The sequence below is a fragment of the Antrihabitans stalactiti genome (assembly GCF_012932915.1).
GTDB classification, from domain to species: domain Bacteria; phylum Actinomycetota; class Actinomycetes; order Mycobacteriales; family Mycobacteriaceae; genus Antrihabitans; species Antrihabitans stalactiti.
In genome coordinates this window covers 56,578-73,923 of record NZ_VCQU01000005.1, presented here as the reverse complement: position 1 = coordinate 73,923, position 17,346 = coordinate 56,578, and the positions used below count along the sequence as shown (strand labels likewise).

The following is a 17,346-nucleotide window of genomic DNA, read 5'->3' as shown; positions in this document are numbered from 1 at the left end:
AACGGACACGCGTCAGGAGAATGATCTTTATGCCGGACATGCAGCCACAGACCACCGTTGTGCTCGCGGAGGCGTCGACCCCCGTCGAACGCGAGGTAATCGCGCAGTGGCTTGCAGCCGATGGACTCGAACTCGGACCGGGCGGGCGGGCACCTATTCAGCTGGAACTGGCCGTCGACGACATCGTCGACAAACTGGTCAGCCGCAGCGATGATCCAAATGTCGTTCCGGTCCGAGTGCTGTGGTTGCCGAAGGAACGCGACGGCGTTCGCCGCTCGTCGATCAGAGACCTTGCGACGCTGTCGAATCCGCGCAACCCGCATCGGCTGGCGCAGAAGTGGATAGTCAAGCGCTCCCCCGATCGGCATCGTGTCCTCACTGGAGAGCCGGCGCTGCTGAGCGAGCTACGCGCCCGACATCTGGAAGCCAGCGGCGATCCGGCGCCACGTTCGTTGGCGCGCTACATAGTTCGTAGTGCGGTGCTTGCGTTGGCGCGGGCGGAACGGTCCGTGATCGGTGACCGTTACAAGGTGCCGCGACTCGTCGTCGAAGAAATCCTCGACACTCCGGCCTTCCAAAAACAGCTGAACGACATCGCCGATCGCACCGACATTTCGCGCGACGACGCCTACGACCGCGCCGAGGACGCCTTGCGCGAACTCGTGGCGACGCAGAGCCGCCTCGTATCGGATCTGTTCAGCCAGGCGATGGCGCCGATCCACAAGCGCGCCTGGACGGTCCACTCGGACGAGACCGGCTTGGAGGACCTCCGCAAACTCAATCGCAAATATCCGCTCGTCTTCCTACCGTCGCACCGATCCTATGTCGATGCGTTCGTGCTCGGTGATGTGCTGGCACAGAACGACTTTCCGCCTAACCATCTGATCGGTGGCGCGAACCTCAATTTCTGGCCGATCGGATCGATCGCCCGCAAGACCGGCACTGTGTTCATCCGACGCAGCTTCGGCGAAGACGAGATCTACAAGGCCGTCGTCGAAGAATACTTCGCCTACTTGCTGGCGAAACGGTTCAACATGGAGTGGTACTTCGAGGGCGGGCGCACGCGCACCGGCAAGTTGCGGCCACCGAAGTACGGGCTACTGAACTACCTGGCCCAAGCGGTCCGTAGCGGTCGCGTCGACGACGCACTCCTGGTTCCCGTGTCGATCACCTACGAGCGCCTCAACGAACTCGGCGCGATCGCCGAAGAACAGTTGGGCGGCAAGAAGAAAGCCGAAGGCCTGGCGTGGATGGCGCAGTACATCCGTAACCAGCAGAACTCCGCGGGGCACGTCTACGTCCGCATCGGCAGCCCCCTGTCGGCACGCGATCGGCTGACCGCGCATGGCGATGTCATGGCAAGCTCGGGTGAGGCACCCGATGAGGCTCGCTCGCGACTGGCTGTGCAGAAGGTCGCGTTCGAGGTGGCCGTCGGCATCAACCGAATCACTCCCATCGCCGCGAACGCCCTGGTGACGCTTGCGCTGCTCGGCGTTCGGGGTCGAGCCCTGACCATCCCCGAAATCCAGGCGATCTTGGATCCGGTTCTGAAATACATCGAGGAGCGCAAGATTCCGCAAGGTGAGCTGCAGGTCCTCCGTGACCGTCTCGGTCTCATCGGAGTGCTGACCCGGCTCGCCGACGCGAAGGTCGTCACGTCGTACACCGCGGGCGAGCAACCCGTGTACTCGATCGAACCCGGCCAGCACCTGATCGCAGCGTTCTATCGCAACAGCGCAATTCACTGGTTCGTCAATCGTTCGCTGCTCGAACTGTCGATCCTCACCGCGGCCGATAGCGACTCGACCGACCCACTCGCCGAGGGCTGGGCCGAAGCCATGCGGCTTCGTGATCTGTTGAAGTTCGAGTTCTTCTTCCCGGACCGCAAGGGGTTCGCGCTCGAGATGGAGAACGAGGTGCTCCTGGTCGACCCGGAATGGCGGAACCGGACGCCCACCCCGGCCGAACTGCTCGACAAGCTCACCGCGACCGGATTCATCATGGTGCACCGCACCTTACGGTCGTTCCTCGACGCCCAACTGGTCGTCGTGGAGCGGTTGGCGTTGCGAGATCCGAACAAGGAAATCGATCGCGAGGAATTCCTCGACGAGTGTGTGCGCGTCGGGCAACAGATGCTACTGCAAGCGCGTCTGCACAGCCCCGAGTCGGTGTCATCCGAATTGTTCACCTCCGCACTGAAACTCGCCGAGAACCGCAACCTCGTCAAACCTGGCGGTAGCGAACTCAGCACGCGGCGTGCGGAATTCGCGGAAGAGCTGCGCTCCTTGAGCGCCCGGATCGACCGCGCCGAATCGCTCGACGCCTCGAACCGCAAGGTCTGAGCGTGGAGCTGGACGAAGCGGTCGCCCGGATACGAAGCGGTCCAACGGGTCCGAGGATCGGTGCGTTCTTCGACTTCGACGGAACGCTCGTGCACGGATTCAGCGGCATACCGTTCTTTCGTCATTTCGTGCGCGCAGGAAAGCTGACACCGCGCGAAATTGCGGCGACCATGCTGTCGGGTGTGCGCGGCGGGAAGACCGAAGCCGAGTTCCAACGCTTCATCGACCTCGCCTTGAGCGGGTGGGCGGGCCACACCGAGGAGCAGTTGGAGGCAATCGGTCAGCGACTGTTCGACCAGCGCATCGCTGGCCATCTCTACCCCGAAGCGTGGCGGCTCATTCGTGCACACGAGGCGGCTGGGCATGAGTTGGTGATCGCGTCGTCGGCAACCCGATTTCAAATCGAGCCTGCCGCAAGCGCTCTCGGCGTCGAGACGGTGTTGTGCACGCAGCTCGAAGTGATCGACGGCGTCGTCACCGGAGCCGTCGACGGGAATCCGTTGTGGCGTGGCGGTAAGGCCCGAGCGGTCCGAAACTTTGCTGCCGACAAGGGGATCGATCTCAGTAACAGCTACGCGTACTCGAACGGCGGTGAAGACGCGGACTTTCTCGCCCTCGTCGGGGCGCCTCTTGCAGTCAACCCAGACCGGACGCTCACGGTCGTGGCTGGTGAACGGCGTTGGCCGATAATCCGATTCCGTTCTCGCGCCCCTCAAGGTCCGTTGGGTGCTGCCCGAACGGCTGGTGCACTAGGCGGATTCGCCGGCGCGGTCGCGACGGGCGTCGGTGCCGGGTTGGCCAGCCGCAATCAGGTCCGCGGCCGAAACGGAGTCATCTCCCGTTCCGGCGACTTCACCCTCAAGTTGGCTGGAATCGACGTTCGAGTGGTGGGTGCGCACAACGCTGAGTCGCCTCGGCCAGCGGTGTTCATCTTCAATCACCAGAGCGCCCTCGACATGTTCGTCCTCGCAAAGGTGTTGCGAGAAGGGTTCACCGGGATCAGCAAACAGGAAATCGCGAGTCACCCGTTCATGGGACCGGTCTTTCGCTACATGGGCGCGACGTTCCTGGACCGGCGCAACTCGGCCAAAGCGGTCGAGCAGCTGGGACCTGTGGTCGACACACTTCGCGGCGGGCTCTCGATCATCATCGCCCCGGAGGGCACGCGATCGGTCACACCGACCGTCGGACCGTTCAAGAAGGGCGCTTTTCATATCGCGATGCAGGCAGGTGTCCCAATCATTCCTGTCGTCATCCGAAATGCCGGCGAGCTGATGTGGCGCAACAGCAACATGGTCCGATCCGGCACGGTCGACGTGGCAGTGCTCGACCCGATCGATGTCAGCGACTGGACCACCGACGATCTCGACAAGCGAATCGCGGCGGTGCGCCAAATGTTCGTCGACGCGCTGGTCGCGTGGCCGAAAGGCTGACGCATGCTTCCGGTCCGCGACGGACTGAACCCCACCAGACTGCGACTGCCCCAAGGAGATTGGGCAACCGTCGTCGACTATCTGCTTGCACGGTTTCCCGACGACGCAGTCCGGCTGCACGAGAAGATTGCCGAACGCGAAGTCGTCGACGAGTCGGGGACGCCGATCACCACGGAAACCCCTTATGCAGCAGTTCGTTTCGTCTACCTCTACCGCGACCCACCCGTCGAACCGCGGGTCCCTTTCGAGATCGACATCCTGCACCGCGACGACAACCTCCTCGTCGTCGACAAACCCCATTTCCTCGCAAGCACGCCGCGCGGCGGCTTCATCGTCGAATCGGCACTGGTCCGGCTGCGGCGCGACCTCGATCTGCCAGAACTCAGTCCGGCGCATCGCCTCGATCGGCTGACCGCAGGGGTCCTGGTGTTCACGATGCGGCCCGCCGTAAGGCGGGCGTACCAGATGTTGTTCGCCGAGCGGTCCGTGCGCAAAACCTACGAAGCGGTCGCGGGGTTCGATCCGGCCTTGCAGTTTCCCCGTACGGTCCGTAGCCGGATCATCAAGGAGCGGAGCGTCCTTCAAGCCCAGGAAGTTCCGGGCGAGCCGAATGCTGAAACGCGGATAGCGTTGGTCGAGCGCGTCGGCGACAACGCGCGATACGCATTGGAGCCGAAAACCGGTAAGACGCACCAACTCCGCGTCCATCTGAGTTCGCTCGGCATTCCGATCGTCGGCGATTCGCTGTACCCGACTGTCCGGGATGTGGCGCCCGACGACTATTCCCAGCCGCTTCGGCTGCTCGCCAGATCGATCGAGTTCGACGACCCGTTCAGCGGACTTCACCGCCGATTCGAAAGCCGCCGAATCCTCCACTCCCCCTTACTCTCGTGAGTCTTTTCGGAGTCTATAGACTCCGAAAAGACTCACGAGGGTATGGAGCTACACCGACGCAGGCTCGTCTTCTTCGATGTCGGCGAGTTGCGAGTTCGGCGAGAAATCCGAGACCTCGGGCCAGCGAATCTCGTCGGGCATCGTGAGGTTCTCTCGCATCATCTCGGTCAGGCGAGTGTGCAGCCGAGCGCGTTCGAATTCGGATTCGGGCGTGCTGTGCTTCGCGTGCGCCAGGTTCTTCATTTCCAGCGGATCGTTTGTGAGGTCGTACATTTCGTACTCGATCGGAGCGCCGCCGTACGGATCGAAGTACACCGCGTACTTCCACCCCTTCTCGACGATCGCTCGAATGAATCGTGCTCCCTCGACCGGAAAGACGTCGTCCTCGTAGGTGAAGTGGAGCGCGTCCTGCACGGTCGTTGTCGGATCCAACAGGATCGGAGTCAGGTCGCGCCCCTTGAAGCCGTACGTGTCAGCGTCGGGCACGTCGGCGATGGTGGCAAGCGTCGGCAGAATATCTATCAGGCTCGCAAACGCGTCGGTCTGCTGGGGCTGCGGGAAAGCCCGCGGGTTCGAGAAGATCAATGGGACGCTGAGCGTTTCGCGGTAAGCGTTGTAGAACTTCTGTCGCCCGCGCCCGTGCGCCATGCCCAGTTCGCCGTGGTCGCTCATGCGCACGATGAGCGTGTCGTTGGTGAGGTTGTTGGCGTCGAGCGCGTCGAGCAACTTCATGATCTGCTGATCGACTTGTTGGTGCAGGTAGGCGTAGAACCGCGCGTACGTCAGCTGTCTTTCGCGCGTCCGGACGTGTCCGGTACCGATGGCGAGGAATTTGCGGAATGCCGCGTGGGCGCTCGGCTTCGTAGAGAGATCGTCGTCGACGCTCGGCGGCAGGTCGATCGGCAGATCCTTGAAATCCTCCAGGTGATAACCGCCTTGACCGAATGTCGGCTTCAGGTGTCCGCCCTTGAGCCCCCGCAGGCCGCGTCCGGGGTACTCCTGTACGTCGTGGGGGTTCACCAAACCCACGAACAGACAGAATGGCTTGTCGCCGTCGTAGGTGTTGAGGAAGTTGACCGCGCTTTCGCGGAAAAGCTCGTCGCGTGGGACGACTTCTCCCGCAGCAGTACCGCTACCGTCGACGAACCGGCCGTCGTTGTTGATCGACCCGCCGCCGAGGTCGGTCAGGCTGGTGGGATCGCTCATGTCCGGCGGATTCCACTCGTGGAAGCCGTAGCGGTCGGCGAGATGTTCCTTGTCTGCGGCGGACCAGTAGAAACGCTTGCGCTCGGCGTTGTACTCGACCGGGCGCGTGAGATGCAGCTTTCCCTTGAGCACGACGTGATATCCGGCGGTCGCCATCACATTTGCCAGGTTCGGCAATCGGCTCGGCAGCACTTGAAGGTGCCGTTGCACTTCACTTTTCGGGTCGTCGCTGGTGACCAGGTTCTTGACGCCATGTTCGGTCGGATACCGACCAGTCATCAGCGTCGCGCGGCTCGCCGAACACGCGGCAGCGTTGCATTGCGCGCTGGTGAATTGCAGACCGTTGGCCAGGAGGCGATTGCGAGCCGGGAGGTTCTCTTCGGCCCACCCTTCCGGCCAATGCATCACCTCGCGCTCTTGGTCGGTGATGACGATGAGAATGTTGGGCCGTTTGGGCAGATCGCCGAAGGTCATGATGCCTCGCTGATTCGACAGAGCAATTTGTGCAAACATCGCAAAACGAACGCGATGATTCTATCGAGGCGACGACGATTAAGGTCAGGATCGATGACTCCCATCCCGCCTTCGCCGGATGCCGACATGGTGTGGATACCTGGCGGCGAATACCTCATGGGCTCGGACCGCCACTACCCGGAAGAAGCGCCTGTACATCGCGTTTCGGTCGGTGGGTTCTGGATCGATCGATTCCAGGTGACAAATGCGCAGTATCGGAAGTTCGTGCGGGAGACCGGCTACGTGACCGTTGCCCAGCGCGCGCCCGACCCCGCCGACTACCCGGGAGCACAACCGGAAATGTTGGTCCCGGCGTCTACGGTTTTCGTCCAGCCCGCGCAGCCCGTCGACCTTCGCAACCACTACAACTGGTGGCGGTTCGTGCCAGGCGCCGATTGGTTGCATCCGCGCGGTCCGGAGTCGACGATTCGCGGCCATGCCACTCACCCGGTCGTGCACGTCGCATGGGACGACGTCGAGGCGTATGCGGCGTGGGCCGGTAAGGAATTGCCGACCGAAGCCGAGTGGGAATTCGCTGCCCGTGGCGGTCTGGACGGTGCTGAATATGCCTGGGGCGGCGACGAGTTGACGCCGGACGGTCGATTCATGGCCAACACGTGGCACGGCCAGTTCCCGACGCGCAACGACATGCCGGACGGCTACAAGTGGACTGCACCCGTCGGCTCGTTTCCGCCGAACGGTTACGACTTGTACGACATGATCGGCAACGTCTGGGAGTGGACGTCCGATTGGTTCCAGAATCACGACAAGGTCCAGCACGCCTGCTGCGTAGCACCTGATCCGATTGGTGGGGAGCGTGATTCGAGCTACGACCCAGCGGAGGTGGCCCAAGGCATCCGCATCCCGCGTCGGGTGATCAAAGGCGGCTCGCACCTGTGCGCACCCAATTATTGCCAGCGGTACCGCCCCGCAGCGCGCATGCCGCAGACCGTCGACACGGCTACGTCGCACCTCGGGTTCCGTTGCATTGTTCGGTCTTGACGCCGTCTTTGCCGTCGCTTGACCTCGAGCTGGGTTGGGGTTGCAGAATTGCGGCATGACAACAACCAAGATCACCCAACCCCCCGCATTGAGTCGTACCAAGGCAATTGCTTTCACAATCGTCGGAGCGCTCGTCGTCAACGTCGTCATCTGGCTGATCGGTTTGGTCGCCGGCGGCTCGTTCGAGTTCGCTCAAGACGGCAAAGTGAACTCTGCAGCACCGGGTGGCGTGATCATGTTGACCATCGTCCCGGCACTTATCGGAATGACGGTCGCGGCACTGCTGGTTCCGTACTGGTCCAGCGTGATTCGGGTTGCGCAGGTGATCGGGCCGGTGCTCGCGCTGGGCACGATCTATCTCACGATCGACGCCGCTTTCGACGGCGTAAGCACCATCGCCCTGGCCGCGATGCACGTAGTCTTGGCAATTGCGATCTTCGTCGGGCTGGAATCCATGCAGCGCGGTCGGACGGCCTGACCTCGCGCACATAGAGGAGAGTGCATGTCCACCATCAACGGCCTGCCAGCTCATCCGCTCCTCGTTCATTTCGTTGTGGTGCTCGCGCCGTTGACCGCTCTCCTTGTGATTCTGTGCGCGGTCTGGCCCGGCGCCCGAAGACGGTTCGTGTGGCTCTTGCTCCCCGCCGCGCTGTTCGTTCTGGTGCTGACGCCGTTGACGACCGACGCAGGCGAATCGCTCAATGACCGGCTCGGCAATCCACCGCTGCTCGACCATCACGCCGAACTCGGCGACACAATGCTGTGGTTCGCCATCGCCTTGGCCGTCGGCGCCGCCGGGGTGACGGCAATACACGCAGCCGAGGTCAAGTCGAGGTCGCTCAAACCGGTTGTCGTGTATGCCATCGCGGCGGTCAGCATCCTCGTCAGCGTCGCGACGATCGTGCAGACCGTTCGCGTCGGCGACTCCGGCGCCCAGGCCGTCTGGGGCGGGCAGCCCTAGTAACTGTGCGTGAATTTAGCCCCCAGAGGGGCCAAACTCACGCACGGGGGTTGGGTGTAGGTACGGACGTAGGCGAGCGAGCACCGGCAACGCAAGGACCGCCGCGATAGCGGCGATGAAGAAGGCCGGCCCTGGATGGTGGACCAGCAGCCCGACCACCGTTGCGACGACCAGCCCACCGAGATTGCCGGACATCCAGATGAGGCCGGCAGCAGTGCCCTCAGCGGCGCCGGATCTGCGTTCGGTCAGTTCGAGAACAATCGGGAGCGCGGGCAAGAGCAGGAACCCGATCAGCACCAGAGCGACGCCCGCGACCACCGCACCTGGAGCCAACGCCATGGCAACGCATCCCATCGCGGCGGCCAACCCGCCGACCGCGGGAATGCTCAGCTCCCACCCACGCTTGGCTGCAACAATCGGCAACACCGCGCAGCCGACGACGCCCGCGACGACGTTCAGCAGCAAGACCACACTCGTCGTCGACGAACTGACACCGGCGGGCTCGAGCAACGGCTGCGCGAAGGTTGTCAGGGCGACGAAGGTACCGAACGGAAAGAACACAAGAAGGCACAGCCGTCTGATGAACGGGTCGCTCCACGCAATTCGCAACGCGCCCAATCCGGCCGGTGGCCGCGCATGGTGATGTTGGCCGGGCGTACGCAACGCAAGCACCAACACGACAGCAGCAACCACCGCGAAGATGGCGCCGATCGCGATCAAAGTCGGCAGTTGATCGCCGTCCGGCAAGATGGCGCCGAGTAAGAATGCCAGGATCATTCCGCCGAACGTGCTGGCAGAACCGACGGCGATGCCGGCGGCGCGGTATTGCTCGGCGAGATACCGACCGGTGATTCCGGTGATCGCATTGAGCACCAGCGGTTGCGCGACGGCGATGAGCGTCTGTCCGATCAGCACCCACGCGAAGTCGTCACCGACCAAGCGGATGACCCCGCCCACAGCGGTCAGAATTGCCCCCGCCGACAATGCCAAGCTGAACCAGCGGTCGAGCAATAGACCCGCGGGGATCGCCAACACGACGTAGAGCAGCGGAAAGACGTTTGCCAGCCAGCCGATCGCCGATTCCGAGACGCCGTAGTGCTCGGCAGCGGCCGTGGTGACGGGAGCAAAGGTGAGCCATAGCAATTGCGTCGCGGCGCCGACGAAGGCGAAAGCGATCACTGCCGACCAGCGGCTCGTGCGTTGGTTCACCGCGTCAAACCTAGACATCAACCAACCGATTGTGAAACAGCGTTTCCACCCACGACTTACAACGCACCGGTGTAGGTCGAATGGGCCGGCTCACACTTATCGGCCGATGTGACGAGCCCGTCGATGCGACTTCTGCCGATCCCGGCTAGCGTAGAGAGTTGGCCCACGGAAGGTACGTCGATGCTCGAGCTCTCAGCTGCTGCAATGCTTTTCGATATGGACGGCACGCTCGTCGATTCGACTGCTGTGGTGGAGCGGGCATGGATCGACTTCGCCGTCAGGCATGGTCTTCGCGCCGAAGAAGTCATTGCGTTCTCGCACGGCAGGCCGGCAATTGCGACAGTCCGTCGGTTCGTCGCGAGCAAGTCCGACATCGAGCAGGAGGCCGCGCGCATTCGTGCAATCGATGAGCGCGCCACCGACGTCATCGCCCCGATCGTCGGCGCCCCAGAGTTTGTGCACAGCTTGCCGAGCGACCGATGGGCGATTGTCACGTCGGCACATCGGAATCTGGCCTTGAAGCGGCTCGTTGCGGCCGGAATACCTGTTCCCGAGGTCCTCGTGACCGTCGAAGACGTCACGATCGGCAAGCCCGATCCCCAAGGCTACCGCCGCGCCGCAGCCACGCTCGGTGTCGACATCACCGACTGTGTTGTCTTCGAAGATTCGCTCGCCGGGGTCCAGGCGGGTGTCGCGAGTGGTGCTTCGACCGTCGTGGTCGGTGGCTTGACGTACTTCGACGGCCGGTTGCCGAGAATCGTCGACTTCGACGAACTCAACACCGACCCGGACGGCGATCAGATCCACATCTCGCCGCGCTTCGACCCCGCAGCGGTCCGCACCTGCCGCTGAAACGCGCACTCATTGTGAGTCTTTTTGGAGTCCAGGGACTCCGAAAAGACTCACAAGCGTCGGCGTTGCACCGGTTCGCGCCGGACTCTTGCCAGAGGCATTAATCGGCCCTAGTGTGATTCGAGTCACATCGATTTAGTTCCCGTCTGTTGAATTTGCTCTTCAACTCCGAGTGTCGCTGTGTAGCAGGCCTTTTCGGCCAGCGTCCGGAGTGAGGAGAAATCTATGAACGGCAAGGTCCCGGTATGACTACTACCGAAACGTCGCCGAAAGAAACCAAAGGTACGACGCGACTTGTTTATCCAAAAATGGGCATGTTGTTTATTGTTCTTATCTGTTGTTTTTTGTTGTGGGGCGTCGCTGCCGACCTGACAACGCCCATGGTCGCTGGGTTCAAGAATATTTTCGACATGTCCACTTTCCAGGCATCCCTGGTGCAGTTGGCGTATTTCGGTGCTTACTTCCTATTGGCACTTCCTGCCGCGTTCATCAATGAACGTTTCGGCTACAAAGTGGGGCTGCTGAGCGGACTCGGTCTGGCGGCGATCGGCGCGTTCGCGTTCTATCCGGCGAGCAAGATCATGACCTACGAGGCGTTCCTCGTCGCGCTGTTCGCGATGGCCGCCGGCTGCTCGATCCTGGAAACGTCTGCCAACCCGTACGTCATCTCGCTCGGCCCGGAGGCGACGGCGACCCGGCGACTGAACTTCGCCCAGGCCTTCAACCCACTCGGAACGAATATCGGGGTGCTGTTGGCCGCGACGTTGATCTTGCCCAAGCTCGGCGAGCCCGTGGACCTAGCGTCGCTCTCCCCCGAGCAAGTCCGGACGATCCGGGCGGGCGAACTCGGCGCCGTGATGGGTCCGTACATCGGCCTCGCGTCGGTGCTCGTCATCGTCTGGTTGATCGTGGCAATCAACAAGGCACCCAAGATCAAAGAAGAGTTCCCCGACAGCGCGGGCACCGGCGCACGCGCGGCCTTCCGGATCCTCGCAAAGAATCGCCGCTATAAATTCGGCGTCGTCGCACAGTTCTTCAATGTTGCGGCACAGGTCTGTACCTGGACTTATCTCATTCAGTACACCCAGCAAGCCGTCGACGGCAGCTTGTCACTGGGCGGTCTCGTCCTGCAGATCAGTCTCATCGTCTTCCTGATCTCCCGGTTCATCATGACCTGGGTGATCGGCAAGATTCGAGCGACCAAGGTGCTCGCTGCACTGGGTTTGCTTGCCATTCTGTTGTGTCTGTTTGCGATGGTTTCGCCGAACATCGCGGGCCTCGTGGCGCTGGTCGCTGTGTCGTTCTGCCTTTCGCTGATGTTCCCGACCATCTACGGCGTCGCGCTGCAGGGCCTCGGACCGGCGACGAAGTTCGGCGCGGCCGGACTGGTCATGGCCATTGTCGGCGGCGCAATCATGCCCCTCGTTCAGGGTGCGGTGCTCGACGCGACCACTCCGGCGATTTCGTTCATCGTGCCTGCCGTCTGCTTTGCGGTGGTGACGGCGTTCGCCGCCTACGACCTACGAGCGGCGGCACACGATGTTGATGCAGAGACGAAGGCGGTGGCGGCATGAACAGCTCGAGCCGCTGGATTGCGATAACGGCAGCACTAATTCTCGTGCTGGGTGGTTGCTCGCGTACGGGATCGGATGCAAAACCGCCGTCGACGGACAAAACCAATCATCTCGACGTGCTGTCCTGGTGGACCTCGGGGTCGGAAGCAAAAGCGCTGACAATTCTGTTCGATGATTTCCGTGCCACCCACCCAGGCGTGGAAGTCGTGAACAGTGCGGTCAGCGGTGGCGCGGGGAGCAACGCGGTTGTTGCCTTGGCCGAGCGACTGCGCAGCGGTAATCCGCCCGATGTCTGGCAGACATTCATCGGAAAGTCGCTCGAAGAATATGTCGACCGGAACCGAATTGCCGACGTCAGTGGCGCATTTCAGAAGGACGGACTCGGTTCCGCACTTCCCGCGGTCATCATGGACGCCGTCACGGTGGACGGCAAACAGTTCGGTGTGCCGTCGGGAGCCCATCGCAGCAACATGCTCTGGTTCAACACAGCGGTCCTGGAGAAGGCCGGGATCAAAGCGCCCGAGAGCGGATATTCGAGCGCCACATTCCTCGCCGATCTCGAGACCTTGAAGAAGGCAGGGGTGACACCGCTGTGCCTGGGCAGCAAGGACAACTTCACCACGGCAGAGCTCTTCGAGAACATCTTGCTGAGCAAGATCGGCAGCGACGGCTGGGCCGCAATCATCAAAGACCGGTTCAAGTGGGACAGCGACGCTGTGAAGGCGGCGTTGCAGGAGTTGAACACCGTTCTCGACCACGCGGACCCTGCCGCTCACACGTTGACGTGGGACCAGGCGACAAAGAAACTCGCCAGCGGCGGCTGCGGCTTCTTGGTCATGAACGACTCGGTCTACGGCGAGCTGCGGGCCGACGGTGCCGAGGAGGGTAAGGATTTCGGTTACGTCGCCTACCCCGAGACCGCTGACCAGTTCCTCGCAGTCGTCGATACGTTCGTCGTCGCCCAGAACACCTCGAACGGTCAGAATGCGCTCGACTTCCTGGCCGTAGTCGGTTCGCCCAAAACAACACTCGCGTTCAACGCGGTCAAGGGTTCCGTACCGCTACGGACCGATGTTCCGCTGGATTCGTTGTCGCCTTATCAACAACAAACCGCCCGCGTGCTCCGCGACAGCAATGTGCTGTTGTCCATCGTGCACGGGGAAGCAATGAGCACCACATTCGAGCAAGGCTTCTACGACGGTGTGTCGGCGTTTGCCGACAGCCGCGACACCGGAGTGTTCGTCACGGCTCTCGAAGACGCCGTCAGTGGTCGGATCCCGCCTCCATAACCCCTCGATCAAAGGTCACTATCAATGCCTTCCAACCCCCGAGCCGGAACCCGCGCGACTGCCGAGGATCTCATCGACGTCGAGGCGCTGCTCGCCGCATATCACGACGGGCACCCCGATCCGGCGATACCCGTGCAGCGGGTCGCTTTCGGCACCTCGGGCCACCGCGGCTCGTCGTTCGACACCACGTTCAACGACGACCACATCGCTGCGACCAGCCAGGCGATCTGCGAGTACCGGGCCCAACAAGGCACTACCGGACCGCTTTTCGTCGGGCGCGACACGCATGCGTTGTCGGAGCCGGCTTGGCGCACCGCTATCGAAGTGTTCGCGGCGAACGACGTCACCATCGTCGACGACGACGCGGGCGGCTACACGCCGACGCCCGCGGTGTCGCATGCGATTCTGCGGCACAACGCGAACAACTCGGGACCGCTCGCCGACGGCGTGGTGATCACCCCGTCGCACAATCCGCCTCGTGACGGCGGCTTCAAATACAACGGACCCGATGGTGGGCCTGCCAACGTCGACGCGACTTCCTGGATCGCCGGCCGGGCTAATGAACTCCTCGTCGCGAAACTGGCCGGTGTCAAGCGAATTCCGTTCGAACGTGCAGAAACTCAAGCGTATGACTTCACCGGTCACTACGTCGACGACCTGCCTGCCATGATCAACTTCGCCGCGATTCGCGACGCGGGCGTGCGGATCGGCGCGGACCCGTTGGGTGGTGCGTCGGTTGCCTACTGGGGCGTCATTGCTGAGCGGCACGGCCTCGATCTCACGGTCGTCAACGACGTCGTCGACCCGCAGTTCGGGTTCATGACTCTCGACTGGGACGGCAAGATCCGCATGGACTGCTCCTCCCCCTACGCGATGGCATCACTGGTACAACGGAAGTCGGAGTTCGACATCGCGACCGGCAACGACGCCGACTCCGACCGGCACGGCATCGTGACCGCCGATCACGGGCTGATGAACCCCAATCATTTTCTCGCCGTTGCCATCGACTACCTCTACCGCAACAGGCCGGGGTGGTCGCCGGACGCGGCTGTCGGCAAAACGATGGTCAGCTCGTCAATGATCGACAGAGTGGCCGCCGATCTAGGTCGGCGACTGTTGGAGGTGCCCGTCGGCTTCAAATGGTTCGTGCCCGGTTTGGTCAGCGGCGACCTAGGCTTCGGCGGTGAAGAAAGCGCCGGAGCGTCGTACCTGCGCTCCGACGGAAAAGTGTGGACAACGGATAAGGACGGCATCATCTTGGCGCTCCTCGCTTCGGAAATTCAGGCGGTCACGGGCGAAAGCCCTTCGCAGCACTACGAAAAGCTCACCGGAAAGTTCGGCACCCCTGCCTATGCGCGTATCGACGTCGCCTCCACGCGGGAGGACAAGGCGCTACTCGGCAAGCTCTCCGGAAATGACGTGACGGCGACCGAGTTGGCGGGCGAGCCGATCGTCGCCAGACTGACCGCTGCGCCGGGCAACAACGAGGCACTCGGCGGGGTGAAGGTGATCACCGAATCCGGCTGGTTCGCCGCCAGGCCATCGGGAACCGAGGATGCCTACAAGATCTACGCCGAGAGCTTCCGCGGTCCCGAACATCTGAGCCAGATCCAAAGCGAGGCACGCGAGGTCGTGGCCACAGCGTTGGGCGGCGCCTCATGAAGGTCGGGTTGCTGACTCGCGAGTACCCGCCGGACGTCTACGGCGGCGCAGGCGTGCACGTCGACTTTCTTTCTCGCGAACTGCGGTCGTTGGTCGACCTCGCGGTCCATGCGTGGGGTGCCGATCGGGTGTCGGAGACCGCCCCGGCGCATGGTCACGTGCCTGCGACGGCGACCAAGGGTGCGAATCCGGCGTTGTCGACGCTGTCGGTCGACCTGTCGATGGCCGCCGCCGTGGCCGATCGCGACCTGGTCCACAGCCACACCTGGTACGCCAATCTCGCTGGTCACATAGCCAAACTGCTGTACGACATTCCGCATGTCGTGACGACGCATTCGCTGGAGCCGTTGCGGCCGTGGAAAGTCGAGCAACTCGGTGGCGGCTACGCGTTGTCGTGCTGGGCGGAGAAGACGGCGATCGACAACGCCGACGCGATCATCGCAGTCAGCCATGCGATGCGGTCCGACATCGTCCGCCTCTACCCGGAGGTGCACCCGGACCGCGTGACCGTCATCCCGAACGGCATCGACTCGCAGCTCTACCAGCCGACCGACGACCGATCGGCCTGGGCCAAGCACGGCATCGACCCCAACCGGCCGACCGTGCTGTTCGTCGGACGGGTGACGAGGCAGAAAGGCGTCGCGCATCTGGTCCGTGCGGCCGCCGGGTTCCGCCCGGACGCTCAGCTTGTGCTGTGCGCGGGCGAGCCTGACACTGCCGAGCTGAAGGCGGAGTTCACCGGATTGGTCACCGAGCTGCAGGCCAATCGCGATGGGGTGCATTGGATTCCGGGCATGCTGCCGCAGAACGAGATCATCCAGCTGCTCTCCGGATCGACCGTTTTCGCGTGTCCATCGGTGTACGAGCCGCAGGGAATTGTGAACCTCGAGGCGATGGCATGCGAGACCGCTGTGGTCGCCAGCGAGGTAGGCGGAATCCCGGATGTGGTTATCAATGGCTCAACCGGGCTACTCGTGCCATATGACAGTGCCGACCCGCGGGCGTTCGAAGCGAAATTCACCGAAAAGGTGAACGAACTGCTGGACGACCCCGAACGCACGACCGGAATGGGCCTTGCCGGGCGCAGACGCGCGATCGAAGAGTACGGATGGGACGCGATCGCAGCGCGAACTCTCTCGGTTTACAACAGAGCCATCGACAACAGACTGGGGAATCGGTAATGACGAAAAGGCCTCGGGTACTGGGCATCGTCCTGGCAGGCGGGGAAGGTAAGCGGCTCATGCCGTTGACTCTCGACCGATCCAAGCCTGCGGTGCCGTTCGGCGGCGGGCATCGAATGATCGACTTCGTGCTGTCGAACATGGTCAACGGCGGCATCCACCGAATCGCGGTGCTGACCCAGTACAAGTCGCATTCGCTCGACCGACACATTTCGACCGCATGGCGACTCGCGTCGCTGCTCGGCGGCTACGTCACACCGGTCCCTGCCCAGCAACGGCGAGGTCCGCATTGGTATCTCGGCAGCGCCGACGCGATCTACCAGAGCATGAACCTGATCCACGACGAGGCGCCCGACATCGTTGCGGTGTTCGGCGCAGACAACGTCTATCGCATGGATCCCGCGCAGATGATCGAGCAGCATGTCGAGTCCGGCGCAGGTGTCACGGTCGCCGGTATTCGTGTCCCTCGTGACCAGGCGTCGGCGTTCGGCGTCATTCACACCGAAGACGGCACCACCATCTCGGAGTTCCTGGAGAAGCCCGCCGATCCACCGGGACTGCCCGATTCGCCCGACGAGTCTTTCGTATCGATGGGCAATTACGTGTTCTCCACGGAGGCCCTCAAAGACGCACTCGCACAAGACGCCGCGGACCCGACATCGCGGCACGACATGGGCGGCGACATCGTGCCGCAACTGGTGGCACGGGGTGAAGCCGGCGTCTACGACTTCAACTCGAACGTGGTGCCCGGCGAAACCGAGCGCGACCACGGCTACTGGCGCGACGTCGGAACGATCGACGCCTACTACGACGCACATCAGGACCTGATTTCGCCACTTCCGGTGTTCAACCTCTACAACGAGGAGTGGCCGATCTTCGCGCTCCCCTCACAACGCCCGCCGGCAAAGTTCATTGCAGGCGGCGTGGCGCAGGATTCCATGGTCAGCGCGGGGTGCATCGTGTCCGGAGCGCAGGTCGTGAATTCGGTCTTGTCACCGGGAGTGTTCCTCGAACAAGGCGCAGTGGTGCAGGACTCGATCTTGTGCGACCGCGTGCGAGTCGGCGCCGGGGCCGTTGTGCGGCGCGCGATTCTCGACAAGAACGTCGAGGTTCCGGCAGGCGCTCACATCGGCGTCGACCTCGGCCGCGATCGCAGCCACTATCACGTCAGCGACAACGGCATCGTCGTGCTGGGCAAAGGTGCCCTCGCCGTGCGGTGACCACGCTC

General features: G+C 62.8%; 14 protein-coding genes. 12 read left to right on the top strand and 2 right to left on the bottom strand.

The genetic code is table 11. The features are described 5' to 3' along the window. Positions 1-38: 38 nt before the first annotated feature. From FGL95_RS15450 to FGL95_RS15440, 3 genes are read left to right on the top strand one after another with little or no spacing between them, the layout of a single operon-like run. Positions 39-2,342, top strand: coding sequence for a glycerol-3-phosphate 1-O-acyltransferase (locus tag FGL95_RS15450; RefSeq protein WP_169589071.1), 2,304 nt, complete (start codon positions 39-41; stop codon positions 2,340-2,342). Positions 2,343-2,344: 2 nt separating this feature from the next. Then, positions 2,345-3,775, top strand: a complete 1,431-nt coding sequence (locus FGL95_RS15445) for an HAD-IB family hydrolase (RefSeq protein WP_169588356.1) — start codon at positions 2,345-2,347, stop codon at positions 3,773-3,775. Between the two features lie 3 nt (positions 3,776-3,778). Next, on the top strand, positions 3,779-4,669 hold the full coding sequence (locus tag FGL95_RS15440; RefSeq protein WP_169588354.1) for a pseudouridine synthase: 891 nt from the start codon (positions 3,779-3,781) through the stop codon (positions 4,667-4,669). Between the two features lie 48 nt (positions 4,670-4,717). On the opposite strand, the gene FGL95_RS15435 is transcribed toward FGL95_RS15440, so the two are convergent. Continuing rightward, the gene (locus tag FGL95_RS15435; protein WP_169588352.1) at positions 4,718-6,349 is read right to left on the bottom strand and encodes a sulfatase family protein; all 1,632 of its coding nucleotides are present in this window, start codon (positions 6,347-6,349) and stop codon (positions 4,718-4,720) included. 93 nt (positions 6,350-6,442) lie between these two features. Between FGL95_RS15435 and FGL95_RS15430 the strand changes: the two genes are divergently transcribed. From FGL95_RS15430 to FGL95_RS15420, 3 genes are read left to right on the top strand one after another with little or no spacing between them, the layout of a single operon-like run. Further along, entirely contained in the window at positions 6,443-7,390 is a 948-nt protein-coding gene (locus FGL95_RS15430) for a formylglycine-generating enzyme family protein (RefSeq protein ID WP_420838051.1), read from the top strand. Between the two features lie 55 nt (positions 7,391-7,445). Then, positions 7,446-7,868, top strand: a complete 423-nt coding sequence (locus FGL95_RS15425; protein WP_169588350.1) for a DUF6069 family protein — start codon at positions 7,446-7,448, stop codon at positions 7,866-7,868. Between the two features lie 24 nt (positions 7,869-7,892). Then, positions 7,893-8,351 carry a DUF2231 domain-containing protein gene (locus tag FGL95_RS15420; RefSeq protein ID WP_169588348.1) on the top strand — a complete coding sequence of 153 codons (459 nt, stop codon included), beginning with the start codon at positions 7,893-7,895 and terminating at the stop codon, positions 8,349-8,351. 15 nt (positions 8,352-8,366) lie between these two features. Here the strand turns inward: FGL95_RS15420 and FGL95_RS15415 are convergent, their stop codons facing one another. Next, the gene (locus FGL95_RS15415; protein ID WP_338079870.1) at positions 8,367-9,560 is read right to left on the bottom strand and encodes an MFS transporter; all 1,194 of its coding nucleotides are present in this window, start codon (positions 9,558-9,560) and stop codon (positions 8,367-8,369) included. A 180-nt stretch (positions 9,561-9,740) separates the two neighbouring features. On the opposite strand from FGL95_RS15415, the gene FGL95_RS15410 reads away from it, so the two are divergent. From FGL95_RS15410 to glgC, 6 genes are all read left to right on the top strand, one after another. Further along, complete coding sequence (locus FGL95_RS15410; protein ID WP_169588344.1) at positions 9,741-10,412, top strand: HAD-IA family hydrolase; 672 nt, start codon at positions 9,741-9,743, stop codon at positions 10,410-10,412. 245 nt (positions 10,413-10,657) lie between these two features. Then, entirely contained in the window at positions 10,658-11,986 is a 1,329-nt protein-coding gene (gene fucP, locus FGL95_RS15405; protein ID WP_169588342.1) for an L-fucose:H+ symporter permease, read from the top strand. Then, positions 11,983-13,275, top strand: coding sequence for an ABC transporter substrate-binding protein (locus FGL95_RS15400; RefSeq protein WP_169588340.1), 1,293 nt, complete (start codon positions 11,983-11,985; stop codon positions 13,273-13,275). Before fucP ends, FGL95_RS15400 begins: the two co-directional genes overlap by 4 nt. A gap of 24 nt (positions 13,276-13,299) precedes the next feature. Continuing rightward, entirely contained in the window at positions 13,300-14,937 is a 1,638-nt protein-coding gene (gene pgm / locus FGL95_RS15395) for a phosphoglucomutase (alpha-D-glucose-1,6-bisphosphate-dependent) (protein WP_169588338.1), read from the top strand. Next, on the top strand, positions 14,934-16,118 hold the full coding sequence (gene glgA / locus FGL95_RS15390) for a glycogen synthase (RefSeq protein ID WP_169588336.1): 1,185 nt from the start codon (positions 14,934-14,936) through the stop codon (positions 16,116-16,118). Before pgm ends, glgA begins: the two co-directional genes overlap by 4 nt. Next, positions 16,118-17,338: a glucose-1-phosphate adenylyltransferase gene (glgC, locus tag FGL95_RS15385; protein WP_169588334.1), complete on the top strand. Its 1,221-nt coding sequence runs from the start codon at positions 16,118-16,120 to the stop codon at positions 17,336-17,338. The genes glgA and glgC overlap by 1 nt, the downstream gene beginning before the upstream one ends. Positions 17,339-17,346 lie beyond the last annotated feature (8 nt).